Source organism: Oceanospirillum sanctuarii, assembly GCF_002150805.1.
In the GTDB taxonomy this organism is placed as follows: Bacteria; Pseudomonadota; Gammaproteobacteria; order Pseudomonadales; family Halomonadaceae; genus Oceanospirillum; species Oceanospirillum sanctuarii.
In genome coordinates this window covers 420177-441308 of record NZ_MTBA01000001.1, presented here as the reverse complement: position 1 = coordinate 441308, position 21132 = coordinate 420177, and the positions used below count along the sequence as shown (strand labels likewise).

18 protein-coding genes and 1 pseudogene are annotated in these 21132 nt (G+C 50.0%); 8 read left to right on the top strand and 11 right to left on the bottom strand.

The genetic code is table 11. The features are described from left to right. Positions 1-666: 666 nt before the first annotated feature. From BV405_RS01930 to gcvP, 3 genes are all read left to right on the top strand, one after another. Positions 667-2130: an L-serine ammonia-lyase gene (locus BV405_RS01930; RefSeq protein ID WP_086479158.1), complete on the top strand. Its 1464-nt coding sequence runs from the start codon at positions 667-669 to the stop codon at positions 2128-2130. Positions 2131-2346: 216 nt separating this feature from the next. Beyond that, positions 2347-2739 carry a glycine cleavage system protein GcvH gene (gene gcvH / locus BV405_RS01925; RefSeq protein WP_086479157.1) on the top strand — a complete coding sequence of 131 codons (393 nt, stop codon included), beginning with the start codon at positions 2347-2349 and terminating at the stop codon, positions 2737-2739. Positions 2740-2877: 138 nt separating this feature from the next. Then, the gene (gene gcvP, locus BV405_RS01920) at positions 2878-5760 is read left to right on the top strand and encodes an aminomethyl-transferring glycine dehydrogenase (protein WP_086479156.1); all 2883 of its coding nucleotides are present in this window, start codon (positions 2878-2880) and stop codon (positions 5758-5760) included. A gap of 85 nt (positions 5761-5845) precedes the next feature. Here gcvP and BV405_RS01915 read toward each other — a convergent pair whose 3' ends face one another. From BV405_RS01915 to BV405_RS01880, 9 genes and pseudogenes are all read right to left on the bottom strand, one after another. After that, complete coding sequence (locus BV405_RS01915) at positions 5846-8563, bottom strand: ImpA family metalloprotease (protein WP_176330011.1); 2718 nt, start codon at positions 8561-8563, stop codon at positions 5846-5848. 99 nt (positions 8564-8662) lie between these two features. Further along, entirely contained in the window at positions 8663-9001 is a 339-nt protein-coding gene (locus BV405_RS01910; protein ID WP_086479154.1) for a TfoX/Sxy family protein, read from the bottom strand. A gap of 11 nt (positions 9002-9012) precedes the next feature. Further along, positions 9013-9438: an AEC family transporter gene (locus BV405_RS17830; protein ID WP_245832204.1), complete on the bottom strand. Its 426-nt coding sequence runs from the start codon at positions 9436-9438 to the stop codon at positions 9013-9015. A 106-nt stretch (positions 9439-9544) separates the two neighbouring features. Next, positions 9545-9832 (bottom strand): annotated as a pseudogene (locus tag BV405_RS17825) (AEC family transporter); the annotation flags it as partial. Positions 9833-9905: 73 nt separating this feature from the next. Then, a complete protein-coding gene (locus BV405_RS01900; protein WP_086479152.1) occupies positions 9906-10379 on the bottom strand; it encodes a methyltransferase family protein in 474 nt (157 codons plus the stop codon). 63 nt (positions 10380-10442) lie between these two features. After that, the gene (locus tag BV405_RS01895) at positions 10443-10904 is read right to left on the bottom strand and encodes a methyltransferase family protein (RefSeq protein WP_086479151.1); all 462 of its coding nucleotides are present in this window, start codon (positions 10902-10904) and stop codon (positions 10443-10445) included. 22 nt (positions 10905-10926) lie between these two features. Continuing rightward, a complete protein-coding gene (locus BV405_RS01890; RefSeq protein ID WP_245832202.1) occupies positions 10927-11721 on the bottom strand; it encodes an ABC transporter ATP-binding protein in 795 nt (264 codons plus the stop codon). A gap of 82 nt (positions 11722-11803) precedes the next feature. Next, the gene (locus tag BV405_RS01885) at positions 11804-12229 is read right to left on the bottom strand and encodes a VOC family protein (protein ID WP_245832200.1); all 426 of its coding nucleotides are present in this window, start codon (positions 12227-12229) and stop codon (positions 11804-11806) included. 84 nt (positions 12230-12313) lie between these two features. Beyond that, positions 12314-12835 carry a MarR family winged helix-turn-helix transcriptional regulator gene (locus BV405_RS01880; protein WP_086479150.1) on the bottom strand — a complete coding sequence of 174 codons (522 nt, stop codon included), beginning with the start codon at positions 12833-12835 and terminating at the stop codon, positions 12314-12316. A 181-nt stretch (positions 12836-13016) separates the two neighbouring features. On the opposite strand from BV405_RS01880, the gene BV405_RS01875 reads away from it, so the two are divergent. Together BV405_RS01875 and BV405_RS01870 are read left to right on the top strand one after the other, a co-directional pair. Continuing rightward, entirely contained in the window at positions 13017-14108 is a 1092-nt protein-coding gene (locus BV405_RS01875) for an EamA family transporter (protein WP_086479149.1), read from the top strand. A gap of 72 nt (positions 14109-14180) precedes the next feature. Next, the gene (locus BV405_RS01870) at positions 14181-14795 is read left to right on the top strand and encodes a nitroreductase family protein (RefSeq protein ID WP_217895548.1); all 615 of its coding nucleotides are present in this window, start codon (positions 14181-14183) and stop codon (positions 14793-14795) included. Positions 14796-14816: 21 nt separating this feature from the next. On the opposite strand, the gene BV405_RS01865 is transcribed toward BV405_RS01870, so the two are convergent. Next, the gene (locus BV405_RS01865; RefSeq protein WP_086479147.1) at positions 14817-15977 is read right to left on the bottom strand and encodes a PQQ-dependent sugar dehydrogenase; all 1161 of its coding nucleotides are present in this window, start codon (positions 15975-15977) and stop codon (positions 14817-14819) included. 446 nt (positions 15978-16423) lie between these two features. Here BV405_RS01865 and BV405_RS01860 point away from each other — a divergent pair, with 446 nt between their 5' ends. Next, a complete protein-coding gene (locus tag BV405_RS01860; protein ID WP_086479146.1) occupies positions 16424-17083 on the top strand; it encodes a DUF6198 family protein in 660 nt (219 codons plus the stop codon). Between the two features lie 111 nt (positions 17084-17194). On the opposite strand, the gene leuA is transcribed toward BV405_RS01860, so the two are convergent. After that, positions 17195-18865 carry a 2-isopropylmalate synthase gene (leuA, locus tag BV405_RS01855; RefSeq protein WP_086479145.1) on the bottom strand — a complete coding sequence of 557 codons (1671 nt, stop codon included), beginning with the start codon at positions 18863-18865 and terminating at the stop codon, positions 17195-17197. Between the two features lie 498 nt (positions 18866-19363). Here leuA and BV405_RS01850 point away from each other — a divergent pair, with 498 nt between their 5' ends. Beyond that, entirely contained in the window at positions 19364-19840 is a 477-nt protein-coding gene (locus tag BV405_RS01850) for an Lrp/AsnC family transcriptional regulator (RefSeq protein ID WP_086479144.1), read from the top strand. A gap of 160 nt (positions 19841-20000) precedes the next feature. Beyond that, positions 20001-21080 carry a 23S rRNA (adenine(1618)-N(6))-methyltransferase RlmF gene (rlmF, locus tag BV405_RS01845; protein ID WP_086479143.1) on the top strand — a complete coding sequence of 360 codons (1080 nt, stop codon included), beginning with the start codon at positions 20001-20003 and terminating at the stop codon, positions 21078-21080. Positions 21081-21132 lie beyond the last annotated feature (52 nt).

The window sequence follows — 21132 nt, the reverse complement described above, 5'->3', positions numbered from 1 at the left end:
TCACCTCTGCAATGGGCTTAGCAGGCCGTTTTCGAACCCCTAAACAAGCAAAGCATACTACACAAGGCAGATTAGCTTTTAAAGCAAGCTCTCGACTTTTCCCTTTCGCAGAAACCCTTGTTTCCAATTGGAAATTTTTTATTGCACGCTGTAACTGCAATTTGATAGTCTGGCGACCGCCAAAGCGGGCAGCCTGTTTTACAGGTTAGAAAAATTGTGTCCTGCACGCACATACAGTATCCGGCGACAGCTCTTTTATCCGAGCCTTAACCATCTGTATGCTCCACAAGAGTGAAATTCGGGCTTCTGCTGCCCCGTCAGCCTTCTACTATCAGGCTGATGATGAGTAGCAAAAGCCATAAGCGTGCAGGACATAGTTTTTTCTGAAGACCAGCTTTGCAGGAGTTGATTAAAGGAAACTGGCTGTATCACTCAGCATATCTCCCATCAAAAACTCCTACGCTGTCTAGCCAGAGACAATTTAGTTAGGTTTGAGACGGCTAATTAGCAACACCATCCGATGTTAAAGACACCAACCGACGTTAAATGCGCGAGCGAGTGTCAAGACATCTAAAATAATAACAACAAGATTTTTCGTCCCACCGGATAAGCCACAAGCAAGCATTGAGATGCTGGCTTACCGACGAGGACAGGAAGGAGAAGGCTATGTCGCTGAGTATTTTTGATCTTTTTAAAATAGGCATAGGCCCATCCAGCTCGCACACTGTAGGCCCCATGATCGCCGCAGCCCGGTTTATCGGGCAGCTTAAAAGCCAGACAGGCGCAGAACAGAACTTAAGCCATGTCAGCAGGGTAAAAACAGAGCTTTTCGGATCTCTGGCGCTTACAGGTAAAGGGCATGCCACCGACACAGCGGTTCTGCTGGGGCTGTTGGGAGAGATGCCGGATTCCGTTGATACCACTCAGGTCGACCGCATGGTTGCTGAGATCCGGGATTCCCATATTCTGCAACTGGGTGGCGAACACAGCATTGAATTTAATGAAGCGCGTGATCTGGTGTTCCATTTTGAAGATTCACTTCCGGAACATCCGAATGGTATGCGCTTCAGCGCTTTTGATCAGGCAGGCGTTGTTTTCTGTCAGGGTGTTTATTACTCCGTAGGCGGCGGCTTTGTTCTCAGTGAAGATGAGATTAAGGCCACACCGGAACTGAGTGCAGCTTCTCAGCTACCCCACGAAGTTCAGCAGGAAGCCTTTGAGTTACGCCCCTACCCGTTCAAAAGCGGTAAAGAACTCTTAGCCCGGGGCAAAGCCTCCGGCAAAACCATCGCTCAGATGATGCTTGATAACGAGATTGCGCTGCGCTCCTGCAATCCGAATGGCGATTCAGGTAAAGGCGGCAGCGAACAGGAGATTCAACAGCAACTCCTGAATGTCTGGCAGGTGATGGACAATTGTGTACGCAAAGGCTGCAAAGAAACCGGCATCTTGCCAGGTGGCCTGAAGATTAAACGTCGTGCTCCTGAACTTTACAGAGAGCTGACGGAAAAACCGGAAAACGCACTTAAAGATCAGCTAACAGTCATGGATTGGGTCAACCTGTTCGCCATGGCCGTTAACGAAGAAAATGCTGCTGGTGGCCGAGTTGTCACGGCACCAACCAATGGTGCTGCAGGCGTAATTCCGGCGGTTTTAAGTTACTACGTGCGCTTTCTGCCTAATGCCAACGAAGCTGGCATTATTGAGTTTTTGGCTACCGCCAGTGCCATCGGCATGCTCTATAAGGAGAATGCCTCTATCTCGGCTGCAGAGGTAGGCTGTCAGGGTGAGATCGGCGTAGCCTGCTCCATGGCCGCCGCCGCACTTTGCGCGGTAATGGGCGGCAGCAATGAGCAGATCGAAAATGCCGCTGAGATCGGCATGGAACACAATTTAGGTTTAACCTGCGATCCTATTGGTGGTCTGGTCCAGGTGCCTTGCATCGAACGCAACACCATGGGAGCCATCAAAGCGATTAACGCTGCCCGCTTAGCACTGCGGGGCGATGGCAATCATCAGGTCTCTCTGGACAGCGTGATCGAAACCATGCGACAGACCGGCCATGATATGCAGGACAAGTATAAAGAAACCTCAAGAGGCGGCCTTGCAGTTAACGTGGTCAACTGCTAACCCTTCTTAAGGCAAGAATCAGTTAGTAAGCAACACGCTGGCATATAAGCTGAGATATAAAAAAACGGCTTATATAAAAGTAAAAGATTGAATAAATAAGCGGGAAATATGGCTCTTGGGCTTTGTTTCCCGTGCGCATTTAAAGATAATCACGGCCAGCGCCGGAGATCCTTTCCGGTGGCTGCCATTTACCTATTAGAGATTGAGGAATCGAACATGAGCAATATTCCGGGCAACCTGAAGTACACCGCTTCTCACGAGTGGGTTCTGGACAACGGTGACGGTACTGTAACTGTTGGTATTACCGATCACGCACAGGATCAACTGGGCGATGTAGTATTCGTTGAGCTGCCTGAAGTTGGCCGTGAAGTGGATGCTGGTGAAGAGTTCTCTCTGGTTGAGTCTGTAAAAGCAGCTTCTGACATCTACGCACCGGTTGCTGGTGAAATCGTAGCGGTTAACGAAGAGCTGGAAGGCGCGCCTGAAACCATCAACGAGCACGCGTTCGAAGATGGCTGGATCGCTAAGATCAAACTGGCAGACGCTGCTGATCTGGAAGACCTGCTGGACGCTGAAGCATACGCAGAGCGCGTAGCTGAAGACGCTTAATCCCCAATGCTTTAACAATAAAACCGGCAACCTGCCGGTTTTATTGGCTTTGTACACCTCTGGCTAACCGCCGGATCCCCTTTTGATCGGACTCATCCCTGAGCCGGTTGACTATTTTTTGACTATAGGTTGATAAAAATGGCAGTTGATACGCGCACATTGAGCGAACTTCAACAACATAACGAGTTCACTCATCGTCACGTAGGTCCTGACGCAGCTGAGCAAAACGCTATGCTGTCTGCGCTGGGCTCTTCCTCTCTGGATGACCTGATCACCGATACCGTACCGGGTTCTATCCTTCAGAAAGACGCGCTGACAATGGATGCCGGCATCAGTGAAGTGGCAGCACTGGCTGAACTGAAAGCACTGGCCGACCAGAACAAGGTCAACAAGTCTTACATCGGCATGGGTTACCACAACACCCACGTACCGAATGTTATTCTGCGCAACGTGCTGCAGAATCCGGGCTGGTACACTGCCTATACCCCTTATCAACCTGAAATCTCTCAGGGTCGTCTGGAATCTCTGCTGAACTACCAGCAGATGGTTATGGACCTGACCGGCATGGATTTGGCGAACGCCTCCCTGCTGGACGAAGCGACTGCAGCGGCAGAAGCGATGACTCTGTGCAAGCGCTCAAACCGTAAGAAGAGCGATCAGTTCTTCGTTGCTTCCGACGTACACCCGCAAACTCTGGATGTGATCAACACCCGTGCGGAATACTTCGGCTTTGACGTTGTAGTAGATGACGCCGATAAACTGGGCAACTACGACGTATTTGGCGCACTGCTGCAATACCCTGGCACCTACGGCGACATCACCGATATCAAAGCGGTAATCGATGTTGCTAAAGCACAGAAAGCGATGGTTGCTGTTGCAGCTGACCTGCTGTCTCTGGTGGTACTGAAATCTCCTGGCGAACTGGGTGCTGACGTGGTTCTGGGTTCTACTCAGCGCTTCGGTGTACCTATGGGCTTTGGTGGTCCACACGCTGCATATTTCGCAGCGAGTGAAGCGCTGAAGCGTTCTGTTCCTGGCCGTATCATCGGTGTATCTGTCGACGTTAAGGGCAATCAGGCTCTGCGTATGGCGATGCAGACCCGTGAGCAGCACATCCGTCGTGAGAAAGCGACCTCTAACATCTGTACTGCTCAGGCACTGCTGGCCAACATGGCGGCGTTCTACGCGGTTTATCACGGCCCACAAGGCCTGAAGCGCATTGCTGAGCGTACTCACCGTCTGACTGCGATTCTGGCTAACGGCCTGAATGCAAAAGGCGTTGAAACTAACAGCACCTACTTCGACACCCTGACGTTCGATGCAGACGCTGCGGTTTACCAGCGCGCGCTGGATAACGGCTGTAACTTCCGCAATGTAGAAGGCGGCAAGCTGGGTGTGAGTCTGGACGAAACCACCACCCCTGCTGATGTGGCACAGCTATTCGACATCATTCTGGGCGAAGGTCACGGTCTGGATGTAGCTGAACTGGATGCAGCGATTGTGAACGGTGCAGCAACCGGTATCACCGCTGAGATGCGTCGTGACGATGCGATCCTGTCTCACCCTGTATTCAACACTCACCACTCAGAAACTGAGATGCTGCGTTACATGAAGTCTCTGGAAAACAAAGACTACTCTCTGGTTCATGGCATGATCCCACTGGGTTCCTGCACCATGAAGCTGAACGCTACCGCCGAGATGATTCCGATCACCTGGCCTGAGTTCTCCGACATCCACCCGTTTGCACCAAAAGATCAGGTGCCGGGTTACTACGAGATGCTGCGTCAGCTGGAAGAGCAACTGGTAGAAGTTACCGGTTACGACAAGATCTCTCTGCAGCCTAACTCCGGTGCATCCGGTGAATACGCAGGTCTGCTGGCGATCCGTAAGTATCAGGAATCTATCGGCGAAGGCCACCGCGATATCTGTCTGATCCCTTCTTCTGCACACGGTACTAACCCTGCAACAGCAGCGATGATGGGCATGAAGATCATCGTGACCAAGTGTGATGACAACGGTAACGTTGATATCGCTGATCTGGCTGAAAAAGCAGAACAGTACGCAGATCGTCTGTCTGCCCTGATGGTGACCTACCCGTCTACTCACGGTGTTTACGAAGAAGATATCGTAGAGATCTGTGATCTGATCCATAAGTTTGGTGGTCAGGTTTACATGGACGGCGCCAACATGAACGCACAGGTTGGTATCGCCAAGCCGGGTCATATCGGTTCTGACGTATCTCACCTGAACCTGCACAAAACCTTCGCAATTCCACACGGTGGCGGTGGTCCGGGCATGGGCCCTATCGGTGTTAAAGCGCACCTGGCTCCTTTCCTGTCTAATCACAGCGTAAGCACTGTTGAAGGCATCGAAGGCGAAGGTATTGGTGCGGTTTCTGCAGCGCCTTACGGTTCTGCTGCGATTCTGCCAATCACCTGGATGTACAACCGTATGCTGGGTAAAGACGGCCTGAAGCGCTCTACCGAAGTGGCGATTCTGAACGCTAACTACGTTGCCGAGAAGCTGTCCGGTCACTATCCGATCCTGTTCCGTGGCCGCAACAACAAAGTGGCACACGAATGTATCGTTGATATCCGTCCGATCAAAGCAGAGTCCGGTATTTCTGAAGAAGATATCGCTAAGCGTCTGATGGACTACGGCTTCCACGCACCGACCATGTCCTTCCCGGTAGCGGGCACGCTGATGATCGAGCCAACTGAATCTGAGTCTCAGGTTGAGCTGGATCGCTTTATCGAAGCCATGGTTAAGATCAAAGCGGAAGTGGCTAAGGTACAGAGGGGAGAATGGCCACTGGAGAACAACCCACTGGTGAACGCTCCTCACTCTCAGGTAGACCTGATCGAAGATTGGGATCGTCCTTACACTCGTGAAGAGGCAGTATTCCCAAGTGCACACACCCGCGCCAGCAAGTTCTGGCCGGCTGTGAACCGTGTAGATAATGTTTACGGCGACCGTAACTTCATCTGCTCTTGCCCGGGAATTGAAGCTTACGAAGACTAATTGTCTGAGTGGGTTTTAAGCCTGATTTAGCCAAGTGCTAAAAACAAAAGCGAGCCAAATGGCTCGTTTTTTTGTGTCTAATTTATTACTCAGGCCAAGCAGCAAGGCCATCAATAGGGAGGGTTGTTTTATCCAAATAACTTCCATATGCATCCGTTTTGCAGTAGCCATTCGGGCTGGAAACGAAAAACGTCTGTGGAACAAGCTTATAGTTGAATGCCGAAACTTGACCGGCAGCCTTCTCTGAATAGGGCAACCCCATTACTGTAAAGAAGTCTGTGTAATCAAGTTTTGCTGCAAAAGAAAAGCTCACTAAAAGCCAGTCATTTTTGCGCATTGCATTAAATTCATCTAAAGAGTAATGACTGAAACCTAAAGCCTCCTTCCTGTTATCCCAATCAGCTTTTGCTCTACTGAGTTCCCTCTCCAAAATATGCATTCTCGCAAGAAGATGCCAGCCGTTGATTAGCTCTCCTTCTTTTTGTGCATGCATCATCGCCTGAAGTGTCACCATAAACTGCTGAGACCAACCAGATGTATCCCATAGATTTGCTTGCAGATATTCGGAAGGGTTTGTTTGAGATCTACTAGCCTGCAATACCTCAAATACTGATTGAAAAGGAAGGTTCTGGCAGCTGGGCTCGCCACCTGTGTTTTGACTATAACGAGATTTTGTATAGTAAGAATAGGGATTCGTACTGGCGTGTAACTCCCAACCTTCAAACCTAAGGCGTGACTTCTCAAGCCCGTGCCCAAGTTCATGTACATCACCATGACCGATAGGGTCATAGCTCCAGTAAGCATCATATGGATTCCCAGAACATCCATAGCCACAAGTAGCCTGATCAGCATTCATATGCTTAACCGTATCCAATGTTTCGATCGTCAGGCCTAAATCATGCGCAAACTGATGAATTTCGCTAACAACATCGATCCCATCCCCCTTAAACCCTGCTAACACATGAGGATAATTGTGCATATAACGCTCAGTTGCAGCAGCCAGGACTGAAGCTGTTCCCCATTTTTTATCGGATATTGATTTTTCCATTTTTTCCAGCTTTGAATGAACTTCAAAGCCATTAGTAGCAACTTCAGCCCAATCAAATTCATTCTTCTCAAGCTTTTCTGCAAATGATTCATCATCCGCACTGCTACGCCAATGCGGATGCTCACCCACATTCTCAAATGTCACACTAACCGTTAGATCATTTGCGCTAAAACTTAGCTGAATAGGGCCGCCATAAGGGGATGTCACCGCTATTTCTCGACCTTTTTCAATTTCAAACTCAGGTGTTCGAAGAAACTTAGGTCTATTGTAGCCATCAGAAGCAAATTCATGGGTAGCGCCATCCCGAATGGTATTCACAAAGACTTTAACTGTAAGGTCGCTGGAGTCATTACGAGTCACACGGAAAGTTTGGCCTGGTAAAGCATAAACTCCAGCAGACCTGAAATGCCTTCGACTAATAATGTTTATTGTTTTATTTGTCGGACTAACATGAGAGAAATCACTCCTACTGAAGTTACCCAAATTAGGCATTGCAGGGGTTTGTTTCCGATAGTTATAAACCAAGTGATCTGCAAGGTAGGCCTTTAAAAATTCTGGTTGCTGCCTATCTAGTGGGAATGAAACTTTTTCTCTTAATTTATCCCCTATTAGCGACAGCAAACGCGCAATTCGATAGCCATCAGATTCAAATATCGCTTTTTTTTCACTATCTAGTCCCCTAAGGTAGGACCTCGCGGCTTGGGCACCAGGTAGAAAGCTATCTTTAAACCCATTCACTTCAGAACAATTTTCACCACTACACGTCGACCAGTCATAGCTTATCTCGCCATCGCGCAGAGTCTGAAGAGTTGTACGGATTTTTGATAAGTTATTAGAAATGTACTTTAGAACACCTCTACCATCGAACGATGAAAGCTGCAGCCTTCTCCAATAATTATCTCCAAAATAATTTATATGGAAGACGTCAGCGAAAAGTAATTTCCCAAGACTTGTATGACTACCGTCATGATGCAGATAAAGTACGGGCAACCCTTTTTTCATGGCATCTTGTACAATTTTCGTGACAGATTCAGCCTCTGCATCATTACGACTTACCTGAGAGATAATAAGAAGATCAGTTTGCTTGATACAGTCCGCTAGCGCGACTCCATCACAGGTGTCTATATCGTTATAGGAAACCCAGTCCCCTATATTTGTATCTATCCAGGTTCGCGTTGAGGTTTCATCTTTAAAATAATATGAATCATCCAGCTGACTAAGAGTAATATTTAAACCTCCATCGTTAAGATCACGTTTGCCTGTTAACCATTTCAACACGTTAAGCATCAGTGCATTCATTTCTGAATTACTGCTACCACGATTTCTGAATGGATTTGAACCCATAACAACATATCTGCCTGGCTGATGACTGCCGATAATCGCCAGTTGTCTCTCTTGAACCGAATAGCTGGTATTCGTTACATCATTAGTTATTAGAAGAGGTGTATTTAGGCCTGGGCTGGATTCCAATAAAGCCGCATCATGAGTCGGGTCCCAATCGATATTAGTTAAACTGCTACCATCAGCTTTTAAAGTGCCGTCAGAATTTAAATTAAAGATCTCAATTTTTGCAGTAGCTAACAAACTCTCAGCATTGTCGATCTCATCGATGGCTGCACCCAAAAGCTCACGCTCGGATACACTCTCATCCACTATGCCTGTTTCAACAACCTTTTCTATCGCCATCGTGCCCATAGACTTATCATCAGAATCTGCACATCCCTGTAAGAACAAGACAAAAATAAATAAAACCATGGAATATCGCATACCGACCTCAGACTAATGATTAGAGCTATCAATCAAATTCTACCTCTTCTCCTTGCAAATCTCTTTTTACTTGTTGTTCTGTTGTGTTTATTTCTTAGTCTTCGGCGGCAACTGACTCACAAACCCCAACACCTGCTCCAGCCACCATTTAAGGTCGCTGTCTTCTGCAAAGCCCTGCGCTTCTACGATCAGCATGCCTTTCAACGGTTTGCCGGTAAAATCCATCTCGCGAGCGTTGGGTTTGCCCAACAAGGCTTCGTAGAGGTCAGGGCCGGTGCGTAGCATCAGTTCATCTTTGACGACTCCACAAAGCATATTGCCGTCATGGAGAAAACACAGCCCGCCGAACATCTTCTTCTCGGTGATATAGATATTACCCGCCAGTTGCTCGCGGATGCGTTCTGCTAAACCTTCATCGTATGCCATGGCGTTATCCCTCAGTGAATCCAGCCCAGAAGCGCTGTAATAGTGACAAATGAGCTAAGTGTAGTGACTACCAGAATCGCGGCACACTGCCCTCTGAAGCCGTAATTACCGCCAATAATCGGATAGATGCTGAACATCGGCATGGCGCAGAGCAGCAGAATCGTGATGCGGGAAACATCATCCAACCCAGGTACAAACATCAGGGCGATAAAGGCCAGTGTTGGCTGCAGGATCAGCTTGCCAGTGGTTACCAGCAGGGTATCTGCCCCTGCCTCCTGCACGCTTTTCCCCACCAGAGAGCCACCGATCACAAAGAGCGCTGTAGCCCCCGCTGCCTGCGCCAGCATGGTGAGCATCTTGTCGAAGATAACGGGAATCCCAAGGCCACTTAACGCGACCGTGACACCCGCCAGAATGGAGAGAATCAGCGGGAACAACCAGCAGGTTCTCGACCATCACCGCCATAGCAAATACCGGTGGAATCTCACCAAAAACCTGTACCAGAATCGGCAGACCGATAAAGAGACTGTTGGGTGTGGCGATCCCCACCGCCAGCACAGCACTGTGCAAGGCTTTTCGCTTCATCCCCCAACGCGCCAGTGCAAAACCCAGCAGAATACTACCCAGCGTTGCTGAGGCGTAAACACCAATAAAACGCGGATCAAACAGGGTGCTGAAGTCCATTTTGGCGACATTGCTGAAGATCACCGCAGGCACGGCAAAGTAGAGCACAAAGGACGCCATGCCCGGAATCGCTTCAAGAGGGGTAAAACCGGTTTTCACCGCAAGATACCCCAGCCCGATCAGCAGAAAGATCGGGGCGGTAATCATTAGAACGTCCAAGTGACCTCCTTGTTAAGCCTAGGTTATCGCCAACAGAGACATATCGCCTGCCGATGGATTGTCAGACCCAGCGACGGACTTTTTGACAATAAGCTGGGAAGCTTTCTGGAAATAGTGCATGCAGCGCCAGCTCCTCCGGCCTGATCTGAAAAACCGTCAGATAAGCCACAAAGGCAGGCACCAGCAGAATGGCAAAGATCGATTGCAGGAAGAGAGCCCACGCCAGCAGCAGGAGCGCAAAACCCACATACATAGGATTGCGGGTGATGCGGTAAACGCCACTCTGTACCAGAGAGGATGCCTTTTGCGGATCAAGGGGATTAGACGTGGTTTTGGCTAAACGGAAACTCACTACACCGGAGAGCGCAAAAGCCGCCCCCAGCAACAAACAGATACCGGTTAGCGCAATGGCCGCCTTGGGTGAAATCGGCAGAATAAGCAGCGTGCCCTTTACAGGATAAGTGACTGCCCACATCAGAAAGCCAAACAGAAAGGTGACAACAACCGGTGGGATTTTAAGCTCCAGCCATTTCATTCCTTAAATCCTTCTTCCTACAACTTTGATATTCGATTGTGACAACGCCCTTACGAGCCGAGGTCAGATCCAGCGGCGTACCTGCTGACAATAGGCCGGAAACTGATCCGGGAATTTCTCCCGCAGAATGCGCTCTTCCGGTTTGATCTGAAACAGGGTGATATAAGCCACAAACAGGGGCAAATCGATCAGTACCGCCGATGATGCCCAGTAACAACTCCAGGCCAGCAGCAAAAACGCCAACCCCAAATACATAGGATTACGGGTAAAACGGTAGATACCTGTTGTTACCAGTACCGATGACTTTTTCGGAGCCAACGGATTGATCGTGGTATGCGCCTTACGGAAGCTGATCAGCCCCGCCAGATCACAGCAGATGCCGATAGCTGCAAAAAGAATCGACAGTACTAGTCGCCAGGTCTCATTCAGGGGTAACGCCGGAAAAACCGGTGCCGCGTAATAGATAGCTGCTGCCAGTAACAGTGCCACAACCGGTGGCGGAATTTTCAGTCCAAGCGCTTGCATAACCAACCTCTGAGAACCTTCATCACACCGGATAGGCGTGATAGAAACCATCCTGAACCATGAGTTTGAGCTTAACGCCGTACAGCTCGCTGAGATTCTGTGCCGTCAGCAGCGTGGTTTTATCGCCATCTGCGATGATCTTTCCGGCTTTCATAAAGATGATGCGATCGATCTCCGGCACCACTTCCTGCACATGGTGGGTGGCGATCAGAAGATTGGTACCGGACTGCACCAGTTCGCGCATGGTGGCGATCAGCTCGAAGGATGCCTGCAGATCCAGACTATTGGTCGGCTCATCAAAGATCACCGTAGAAGGGTTATGGATCAGCGCCCGCGCCAGCAGAAGACGGCGCTGCTGTCCGGTGGAAAGACGCTGGAACATGGTGTCGTTCAGGTAAGCCAGTCCTAACTGCTCAATCACCTCATCTACCCGCTGCTGCTGATGTTCCGTCAATTGCAGATGATCGTGAACGCCAATCGCCCCTAACAGGCCGGAGGCCACCACATCCCGCCCCTTGGTGTAGGGCGTATAAAATTCCTGCAGATCCTGAGAGACCACTCCCAGCCACTCCCGCAGCTGCATCAGGTTGATGCGATCCTGTCCCTTAATCAGCAAACTGCTTTCCGGCTTATCAACGTGATAGATCTCACGGGTCAGCAGCTTTAACAGGGTGGATTTACCGCAGCCGTTTGGCCCCAGAATGGCAACGCTCTCCCCTTCATGCAGGGTGAGGTTGAAGTTTTCGAGAACCTTACGGTCCCCGCGAAATGCAGTGATATTGTTCAGCTCTGCCAGTGGCGTTGAGGGCATATCCATACCGCCTCTTAGGGTGATGTGTTATTCGATTTTTATTGTCTGCTTAAGATAACTGGCTGATATTTATACCGGATTTTTTGAGCTAAAGCTTCACTGAACACGACTTCAGGGTTGCAGATTTTTTTTCAGGCAACGCCCAAACCGCAAACTCATTACCGGAGGGTTCTTTGAAGTGAAAACGTCGGCCACCGGGAAAATCAAAGACAGGTTTAACGATCTCGCCACCTGCAGCAGTCACCGCATCAAGCGTGGCTTGCAGATCCGCACTGTAAAACACCAGCAAGGCGGAACCTGTTGTTGAATCAGCAGCCATATTAGCCTGGTAGAAACCGCCATCTAAGCCCTGACCGGAAAAAGCGATGTACTCTGGCCCGTAATCGACAAAACTCCAGCCAAATACCTGCTGAAAGAACGCCTTAGTGCCACTAAGATCCTTAGCAGCAAACTCCACATAGTTCAGCTTGTGGTGCTGATCGGCCAAAGCCTGTTCCATATTCTGCTCACTCATAGGTTATTCCTTCCATATTTTTATTTTTCACACCGCTTGTTTCATGCTGGCAGCTATTCCGGTGCGGGTTAACACTGCTGCACGTTATTCAGCCTCTTGTGCTTCCAACACCGTCAGCAGATCCCGCAAGCTCTGATTCAGAGTAGCAAGAGAATCGCCATCAAGACCTGATATCAAGTTGAGGCCATTTTGCACATGATGGGGCAATACCTGCTCGATCAGCTCCAGCCCCTTATCACTCAGTTTCACCAGCTTACTGCGGGCATCATCCGGATTGGGCAGACGTTCAATCAGACCTTTCTTTTCCAGCTGAGTCATGCGATTGGTCATGGTGCCGGATGTCACCATCAGGGTGGAAAACAACGCCGTAGGTGCAAGGCAATAAGGTGCTCCGGAACGCCTCAAAGTCGCCAGTACATCAAACTCCGGCTGATTCAGGCCGTGTTCCAGAAACACCTTTTCAATCTTAGGTGAAAGCACTGCTGCTGCCCGTTTCAGACGCCCCAGCACCTCCATCGCAGTCAGATCAAATTCCGGTTTTTCCCGCTGCCACTGGCTGATAATGCTATCAACCGCATCAGGCTGATTATTCTGTTTTTCGCTCATTACAGGATCCACTATTTTTAAATTTATCTTGACCTCAAGATAAATTAGGTTCAATCTGGATTTATCTTAACTTCAAGATAAATTGTTTTTACTCCTCTGTCGAGTGTTCGCAGGCTTTGTCATTCAAAGCAAACAAGCCAGACCGGGCACGCTATCGACAAGGGAGCAACCGAGGTGAACCATGAATCCTTTTACACTCTTGCTACTCACCGCCCTAGGCCCCGCCAGTTGGGGCAGTACCTATCTGGTGACATCCGAGTTTCTGCCAGCAGGGCTGCCTTTTACAGCGGCAGTAATCCGCTGTTTACCGGCGGGTTTGATCCTGATTGTTCTAAGCCATCTGCTTAGCAAGGCTGCTGCCTCAAAAGAGGGCTCAGCTACCGCCGTTCCACCCAGAACTTTATTCCCAGCCCGTGTTTTATTCCCAACCAAGGCTCAGTGGCCACGACTGCTGTTGCTATCAGCGCTGAATATCGGTTGTTTTCAGGCGATGCTGTTTGTCGCCGCATACCGTCTGCCCGGTGGTTTGGCTGCGGTGATCGGCGCAGTACAACCTCTGATTCTGCTGCTGATGATCTGGGCACTACAGAAACAACCGCCGGGCAAAATCGCTTTTACTGCCTGCATCACAGCTGTGATCGGAATGGCTCTGCTGATTCTGACACCCGCTAAAAGTGAGCTGGCTGCCGAACAACTCAGCTGGGATCTGATCGGTATTGGTGCCGCAACACTGGGGGCTTTAAGCATGGCGCTTGGGGTTTATGTCACCCGCTATGGGCAAGGCTCAGATCCGGCATCAGACAGCAAGCCAGAACTGCCCCTGATCGCCCTTACCGGCTGGCAGCTGACTTTGGGTGGTCTGATGCTACTGCCACTGGCGCTGTTTCTGGAACCTGTACTGCCAGTGCTAACTACGGAGAATCTACTGGCGTACGGCTACCTCGCTCTGTTTGGCACCCTGATCGCGTATCTGCTCTGGTTTCAGGGGATTAAAAAGCTACCTGCAGTGATGGTTTCCACGCTGGGACTGTTAAGCCCGCTCACCGCAGTAGCACTGGGTTGGGTCTTTCTGGATCAGGCAATTGAAGGCTGGGCACTGGCAGGACTGATTTTAGTGGTACTCAGTATTCTTGCGGTTCAGCTCTCACCCTGGCTGCCGGAGCTATTTAAGGCACTTTGGCCAGAAACAAAACACAGGTCAGAAACAAAACACACAGGTCAGAAACAAAACACACCGGTCAGAACCAAAACACGGCAGCAAGAACACCGTTAACGAACTTCAGTAACAAGCAGCAATAACGGCCAGCAATTACAAACATCAATTCAGAATAAAGAGGTAACTACGATGACTTCAGTACAGGATGCAATTTTACAGCGCAGCTCCACCAGCAAATATCAGCCGGACTATGTGATTGAACCGGAAACACTGGCACAGCTGGTTCATCTGGCAGCACATTCTCCATCAGCCTATAACCTGCAGAACTGGCGCTTTATCGCTGTCACCGCTCCAGAGGCGAAAAGCCTGTTAAGAGAAGCCGCTTACGGCCAGCCGCAGGTAGAAGCGGCATCAGCAACCTTTATCGTCTGCGGACAACTGGCCGCCCATAAAGCGCTGGAACAACGTCTTGGCGAATCGGTCAGTGCTGGCATTATTCCGCAATCCATTGCGGATAGCTGGGTTAAGGCTGCGAGTCAGAGCCATGAAGGTAATGCTCAGCTGCAACGGGATGAAGCAATACGCTCCGCTTCCTTGGCTGCAATGAGTTTAATGCTTGCCGCTGAAGAACTGGGGCTGGCAACAGGTGCTATGGGTGGATTTGACGGGGAGCAGCTAAAGCGCCACTTCCCGCTCAATGAAGAGGATTTGCCGGTGATGCTGATCACCATCGGCAAAGCTGCTGAAGGCAACTGGGCACAGAAAGCCCGCCGCCCTTTGGACGAAATTCTGACCCTGATCTGATCAGTTTCGTCTCAGAAACAGCTACTCCGACAGCGGCGAGATCTGATAGAGCTTTCCGCTGTCCGTTGCGAAGTAGATCCAACCTTCCGGACTTTGGGTCACATCCCGAATGCGCTCATTGAGAGAGGTCAGCATTCGGGTTTCACCGATAATAGCGCCCTCTTCACTCAGGTGGATATGGTTCAGGTGCTGTTTCACCAGAGCTCCGGCAAAGAGATCACCCTGCCATTCAGGGAAAGCTTCACCGCTGTACACCATCAGGCTGGATGGTGCGATCGAAGGTATATAAACCCTGACCGGATCGACCATACCGGCTTTATGCTCGACGCCAACCGAAATCGGCCCCCAGTATTCCTTACCCTGCGAGACTTCCGGCCAGCCATAGTTATTGCCCGGTTCAATGATATTCAATTCATCACCACCCCGCGGGCCATGCTCAATCGCCCAGAGACGCTCCCTGAATGAATCATAAGCCAGCCCCTGCGGATTACGATGGCCGTAACTCCAGATCTCGGGACGTGACGAAGATTGACCATAGAAGGGATTATTTCGGGAAGGTTTGCCGGTAAAAGTCACCCGAAGAATGCTGCCGGCATGGGTTTTACGATTCTGGCCGTTGGGACGCTCACCGCGATCACCGATAGAAAAAAAGACATAGCGTCCCGGATCAAAGGCGATCCGGCTACCGAAGTGATAGTTAGTCGAGGTGGCGGAGTCAGTCTCCAGCAGTACCTGCCACTGCTCAATCCGGTACTGATTAAAGCCTTCACCGGTGAGCAGAAAACGCCCGAGAACCGTTACCGGATTGCTGTTATTCTGACGACGGGATTTCTCCGGTAACGCGCTGTAAGTGACATAGATCCAGGGTTCTTTCTCAAACTCAGGACTGGGTTTCAGATCCAGTAAACCACCCTGCCCTTCGAAATAGATATCCGGCAGCCCCGGCAGATATCGGGTTTTATCTTCAGCCCGGGAATAGACCCCGATACGACCGTCCCGCTCAGAAAAGATCAGAGTATCCTGATCAACAAACTCAAAAGCCCAGGGCAGGCGGAAACCATCCTGAATCATCTCAACCTGATAGCCCGCCTCCCGACTGCTATCCGTCAGAACCGGCGCAGCCCCAGCAATAGCTGAACAGAAGATCAACAAACCAGACGCTTGTCGGAACCAGTGCTTCATAGTGTTTGCTCCCCCTCTTATCCGGAACCGGCCATTCACGGACTCGATATCTGATCCTTCAGATCACTCAATTAACCACCGCCCTCAACGCGGCTTTTCTTAACCTTAGCAGAAGGCTTAACTGCTTTTCAGCAGAGGTATTTAACTGCAGCGTTTCATTCTGTTATCGAAAACGTGTTTTATCCGCATTTTCTACAGGTGACGTATTGACCCGGACGAATTCAAAAACGCACCAAAAAGACGCACAAAATGACTCATAAAAGCTCACCAAACACCAAAATAGACCATACAAAACCAAATAGTCAGTAAAAACATCTAAAAAATCAGGCACAGGACTTGCATTTAACTGCTTACAACGTGACTATCGTTGCTCCTTATTACCCACCCCGGCGATCCCGGTGGTGGGGTTTTTTACGAGGCGGGCAATCCCTGCTAAGTGAGGTTGTATGTTCTCTGCATTGATGCGTCCTATTCGTCGTACAGACCCCCTGTCTGTATTCAAACGCTATTACAGTCTTTTTGAGGGCTGCTTTCTGGTAGCACTCGGTATCTGGTTTCTGAAAGCTGCCGGTTTAATGGTCAGTGGCACCGCTGGTTTATCACTGCTGCTGATGCGATGGGTACCGGAACTCAGCTTTGGCCTGCTGTTTTTTATTATCAACCTGCCCTTCTTTGCTCTGGCACTGAAAACCAAACCTCTGGCTTTTGCCCTGAGAACCCTGCTGGCGATGATATTGGTTTCGGTGCTGACGGATCTGATGATTCTGCACATTCAGCTGGAAACCCTGCCCAAGGTGATTGCAGCCTTTGCCGCCGGTGGTCTGGTCGGTGTTGGTTTGTTGGTAGTCTTTCGTGAAGGCAGCTCACTGGGCGGCATCAATATTCTTGCCCTCTGGCTGGAAGATAAATTCCATATTCATACCGGAAAATCTTTGATGTGGTTTGATATCGCTCTGCTGCTTCTGGCGGCAGTGACCATCACACTGGAACAGATCGGTTATTCCCTGCTTTGCTTTGTGGTGATGAGTTCTGTACTGCGCCGCTACCATAAGATGAATCACACCTCGGCAAAGAATGTGAAACAGCCGATGGGTGATCAGGCGTAAAATCTGATAATTTAATATCCTGCTATCGAATCAAAGCTAATCCAAGACACAAAAAAAGCCCCTTGCAGCAAATGCTGCAAGGGGCTTTTTAGTAGCGGTTGGCGCTGCTGGTTAAGCGGCTACCAGACCTTTCTCCAGAATCAGAGCGCTGGCTGCTGCCAGTACTGCATTCAGGTTAGCGGCTACGGTATCTTCACTGATGGCAACGCCCGCATTAACGGAATCACCAATCTTCACCTGAACGTAGGTCACGGCTTTCGCATCGCTACCGGCAGACAGTGCATGCTCGGAGTATTCAGCGATCTGAACCGGCTGACCAATATAACCAGACAGAGCTTCAGTCAGCGCATGGATCGCACCGTTACCATCACCGGTCAGGTCGATGGTCTGATCACCACAACGGATTGCCGCGTTCAGGAAGTCTTTATCGCTACGCTCCAGCTTGTAGGTTACCAGCTCGAACTGGTTTTCAGTGTTCAGATAATGCTGCTGGAACAGCTCCAGAATTTCTGCCTGCTTCAGCTCTCGGGCTTCCGCTTCAGTGTGTTTCTGCACCTTACCGGCAAACTCAATCTGCAACCAACGTGGCAGTTTCAGACCCAGCTCAGCTTCCAGAATGTAAGCCACACCGCCTTTACCGGACTGACTGTTAATACGGATAACCGCTTCATAGCTGCGACCCAGATCTTTCGGATCGATCGGCAGATACGCAACTTCCCATGGCTGAGAGGCATCGTACTTGCTCAGACACTTCTTGATCGCATCCTGGTGGCTACCGGAGAATGCGGTGTAAACCAGCTCACCGATGTACGGATGACGCGGGTGTACTTCCAGATTGGTGCAGGACTCATAAACCTGAATGATTTCGGTCACATCAGCCAGATCCAGCTCAGGATCAACACCCTGACTGTACAGGTTCATCGCCATGGTGATCACGTCCATGTTACCGGTACGCTCACCATTACCCATCAGTGTACCTTCAACACGGTCAGCACCGGCCATAACACCCAGCTCAGCGGCTGCTACTGCACAACCACGGTCGTTGTGGGTGTGCATACTGATTTCCAGACACTCACGATGTTTGATATTGCGGCAGAACCATTCAATCTGATCGGCAAATACGTTTGGCGTTGACATCTCAACGGTCGCCGGCAGGTTCAGAATGATCTTACGCTCAGGATCAGCGCCCCACTCTGCAACCACGGCATCACAAATCTCTACGGCAAAATCCAGCTCGGTACCGGTGAAGCTTTCCGGAGAGTACTCCAAACGCCATTCGGTATCGGTGTGCTTCTCAACACGCTCTTTCACCATACGCACGCCGTTTACAGCGATGTCGATGATCTGATCACGCTCTAAGCAGAAAACCTGCTCGCGCTGTACGGTAGAGGTGGAGTTATAAACGTGCACGATCGCTTTCTTAGCACCTTTCAGCGCTTCAATTGTACGGTCGATCAGTGCTTCACGAGCCTGAGTCAGAACCTGAACCGTAACGTCATCCGGAATCATGTTCTCTTCGATCAGGGCACGTACAAAATCGAAATCTGGCTGAGATGCAGCCGGGAAGCCCACTTCAATCTCTTTGAAGCCCAGTTTAACCAGTAGCTGAAACAGTCGCTTTTTCTGCTCAACGGTCATCGGGTCGATGAGCGCCTGATTACCATCACGCAGGTCAACGCTACACCAGGTCGGTGCTTTGTCGAGAACCTGATTCGGCCACTGGCGGTCAGGTAAGTTGATGGTTGGAAAAGGACGATATTTCTTATGGTCAAAACGGCTCACGGTGAGCTCCTTACATATGTTTGTCTGGTTATCACGCCTTGCAGTATGGGCGGATTCCAGCCGTTCTTAATTCAGTTATCACGGGTTGTTTTGTAATCACTTTGACGCTTTCGGGTTAAAAAGCGTTGGCAGGTGCAATACGCTGCCCTTAATCAGCTGGCTCTTGTGAAGCGCTGTATTGCACGTGGTGAGGTCCCTTATGAGGTAAGTTCCTGATACGCCTAGCAATAATCGCTTAACAATAACAGAACGAGGCCCAGTGCTGCCAACGGAAACTAGTATATAAAAATTGTTCTGCATCAGGATTGCGAAAACGCGCCAAAAACTTTAGATTTCGCAATATTATTCCAAACATTTCTACTTTTGAGCAATTTTATATTTTCAGGCAACTTTCAGGCTAAACTGAGCATCAAGATTTCAGTGAATCCTGCAATTTAGAAGCAGAAAGCGCTTAACTACCGACATTTCCCCCTCAGGGAACATTTAAAGGAACACCCCATGATCAAGCTCGACCGTACCGACCGCCGCATTCTCGAAGCCCTGCAGGAAGACAGCCGTATCAGCAATCAGGATCTGGCGGAAAAGGTAGGTCTGTCCCCGTCCCCCTGCTCCCGTCGGGTGAAACAGTTAGAAGAAGCAGGTTTTATTGATCGCTATGTGGCGCGATTGAACCGCTCCAAGCTGGATCTGAAACTGACCGCCTACATTCAGATCGCACTGGATCGCCACACTCCAGATCGTTTTGAAGCCTTTGATAAAGTGGTCAGCCGTTGCCCCGAAGTCGTCGAGTGCTATCTGGTTACCGGCCAGAGTGCGGATTACACGGTAAAAGTCGTGGTGCCGGATATGGAATATTTTCAGGAATTTCTGCTGAACACCATCACTCAGATTCCCGGTGTAACCGGCGTTCATTCCAGCTTTGTGATGAAGCGCGTAGTGGATACCACGGCTGTCTCTCTAAGGCATTTGGGCTGATTTCAGCTTGATAGGAAGTCCCAATAAGCTAACGGTAAGTACAGGCTTTTCTGGGGCGGGCGTGCAATTTAAGGTAGAATGCGCAGCCTTTTTTACACCAGCGTTTATGCTGTATTGATCAGCACAGTTTTATTTTCTTTTATCGTTTACGGAATCTGTCATGCCTGCATCCAAAAGCTCCGCCCCGTCTAAAAAAGTTAACCCCTGGCAGCAGGCGAAAGCAGCCAAAGAGAAAGCGATCAAAAAGCAGCAGTCCAAAGTTACCGGCCTGCACCCACGCAACCCTCATCGCGGTAGCGAAGGTAAAAGCGACAAGTACGATTTCAACCGCCTGTGCCAGCTGGTGCCTGCCCTGAAAGATAAGCTGATCACCACGCCCCGTGGCGACACCTCTATCGATTTCAGTGATGCAGAAGCGGTGAAGATGCTCAATACCGGTCTGCTGTATCAGTTCTACGGCATTCAGTTCTGGGATATTCCACAGGGTTACCTCTGCCCTGCGGTTCCGGGTCGTGCTGATTACATTCACAATCTGGCCGACCTTTTAATGCAATCCGGTCAGCGTAAACAGCCGCCAAAAGGCAAAAAGATCACAGCTCTGGATATCGGCACGGGTGCGAACTGCATCTACCCGATTATCGGCAGTCAGGCTTATGGTTGGTCGTTTGTTGCTTCGGATTCCAGTGATGTGGCTTACAACACGGCAAAACAGCTGGTGAAGATGAACCGCAACCTGTCCGGTCGCGTGCGTTGCCGTAAACAGAAAGACACCCAGCATATCTTCCATGGCGTGATCGGTAAGAAAGAGGTGTTTGATCTGACTCTGTGCAACCCGCCGTTCCACGGTTCTGCGGAAGAAGCTCAGGCAGCCAGTCAGCGCAAAGTGGACAATCTGGCTAAGGACGATGCGGTACTGAACGAAATCGGTAAAGCTCCACTGAATTTTGGCGGACAACAGCCGGAACTCTGGTGTGAAGGCGGTGAAGTCGGCTTCCTGCAAACCATGATCGAAGAGAGTAAAGATTTTGCCGGTCAGTGCCTTTGGTTTACCAGTCTGGTATCCCGCAAGGAACACCTGCCAGTACTTCAGCAACTGCTGGCAGATGCCGGGGTGGCTCAGTCGAAAGTGCTGGAGATGGCGCAGGGCAACAAGATCAGCCGGATTCTTGCCTGGAGTTTCCTGACAACGGAAGAACATCTCGAATGGTCTGAAATCAGCTGGGATGCCCCTGAGGAATAAGCATTCTTCGGATAAAGAAGTACATTGGATAAATAAGTACATTCAAGGAGCC

What these genes read in the sequence shown, in the direction of transcription:
- BV405_RS01930 (WP_086479158.1), top strand. Translation starts at nt 667, where the DNA reads ATGTCGCTGAGTATTTTTGATCTTTTTAAAATAGGCATAGGCCCATCC.
- gcvH (WP_086479157.1), top strand. Translation starts at nt 2,347, where the DNA reads ATGAGCAATATTCCGGGCAACCTGAAGTACACCGCTTCTCACGAGTGG.
- gcvP (WP_086479156.1), top strand. Translation starts at nt 2,878, where the DNA reads ATGGCAGTTGATACGCGCACATTGAGCGAACTTCAACAACATAACGAG.
- BV405_RS01915 (WP_176330011.1), bottom strand. Translation starts at nt 8,563, where the DNA reads ATGGTTTTATTTATTTTTGTCTTGTTCTTACAGGGATGTGCAGATTCT.
- BV405_RS01910 (WP_086479154.1), bottom strand. Translation starts at nt 9,001, where the DNA reads ATGGCATACGATGAAGGTTTAGCAGAACGCATCCGCGAGCAACTGGCG.
- BV405_RS01900 (WP_086479152.1), bottom strand. Translation starts at nt 10,379, where the DNA reads ATGAAATGGCTGGAGCTTAAAATCCCACCGGTTGTTGTCACCTTTCTG.
- BV405_RS01895 (WP_086479151.1), bottom strand. Translation starts at nt 10,904, where the DNA reads ATGCAAGCGCTTGGACTGAAAATTCCGCCACCGGTTGTGGCACTGTTA.
- BV405_RS01890 (WP_245832202.1), bottom strand. Translation starts at nt 11,721, where the DNA reads ATGGATATGCCCTCAACGCCACTGGCAGAGCTGAACAATATCACTGCA.
- BV405_RS01885 (WP_245832200.1), bottom strand. Translation starts at nt 12,229, where the DNA reads ATGAGTGAGCAGAATATGGAACAGGCTTTGGCCGATCAGCACCACAAG.
- BV405_RS01880 (WP_086479150.1), bottom strand. Translation starts at nt 12,835, where the DNA reads ATGAGCGAAAAACAGAATAATCAGCCTGATGCGGTTGATAGCATTATC.
- BV405_RS01875 (WP_086479149.1), top strand. Translation starts at nt 13,017, where the DNA reads ATGAATCCTTTTACACTCTTGCTACTCACCGCCCTAGGCCCCGCCAGT.
- BV405_RS01870 (WP_217895548.1), top strand. Translation starts at nt 14,181, where the DNA reads ATGACTTCAGTACAGGATGCAATTTTACAGCGCAGCTCCACCAGCAAA.
- BV405_RS01865 (WP_086479147.1), bottom strand. Translation starts at nt 15,977, where the DNA reads ATGAAGCACTGGTTCCGACAAGCGTCTGGTTTGTTGATCTTCTGTTCA.
- BV405_RS01860 (WP_086479146.1), top strand. Translation starts at nt 16,424, where the DNA reads ATGTTCTCTGCATTGATGCGTCCTATTCGTCGTACAGACCCCCTGTCT.
- BV405_RS01850 (WP_086479144.1), top strand. Translation starts at nt 19,364, where the DNA reads ATGATCAAGCTCGACCGTACCGACCGCCGCATTCTCGAAGCCCTGCAG.
- rlmF (WP_086479143.1), top strand. Translation starts at nt 20,001, where the DNA reads ATGCCTGCATCCAAAAGCTCCGCCCCGTCTAAAAAAGTTAACCCCTGG.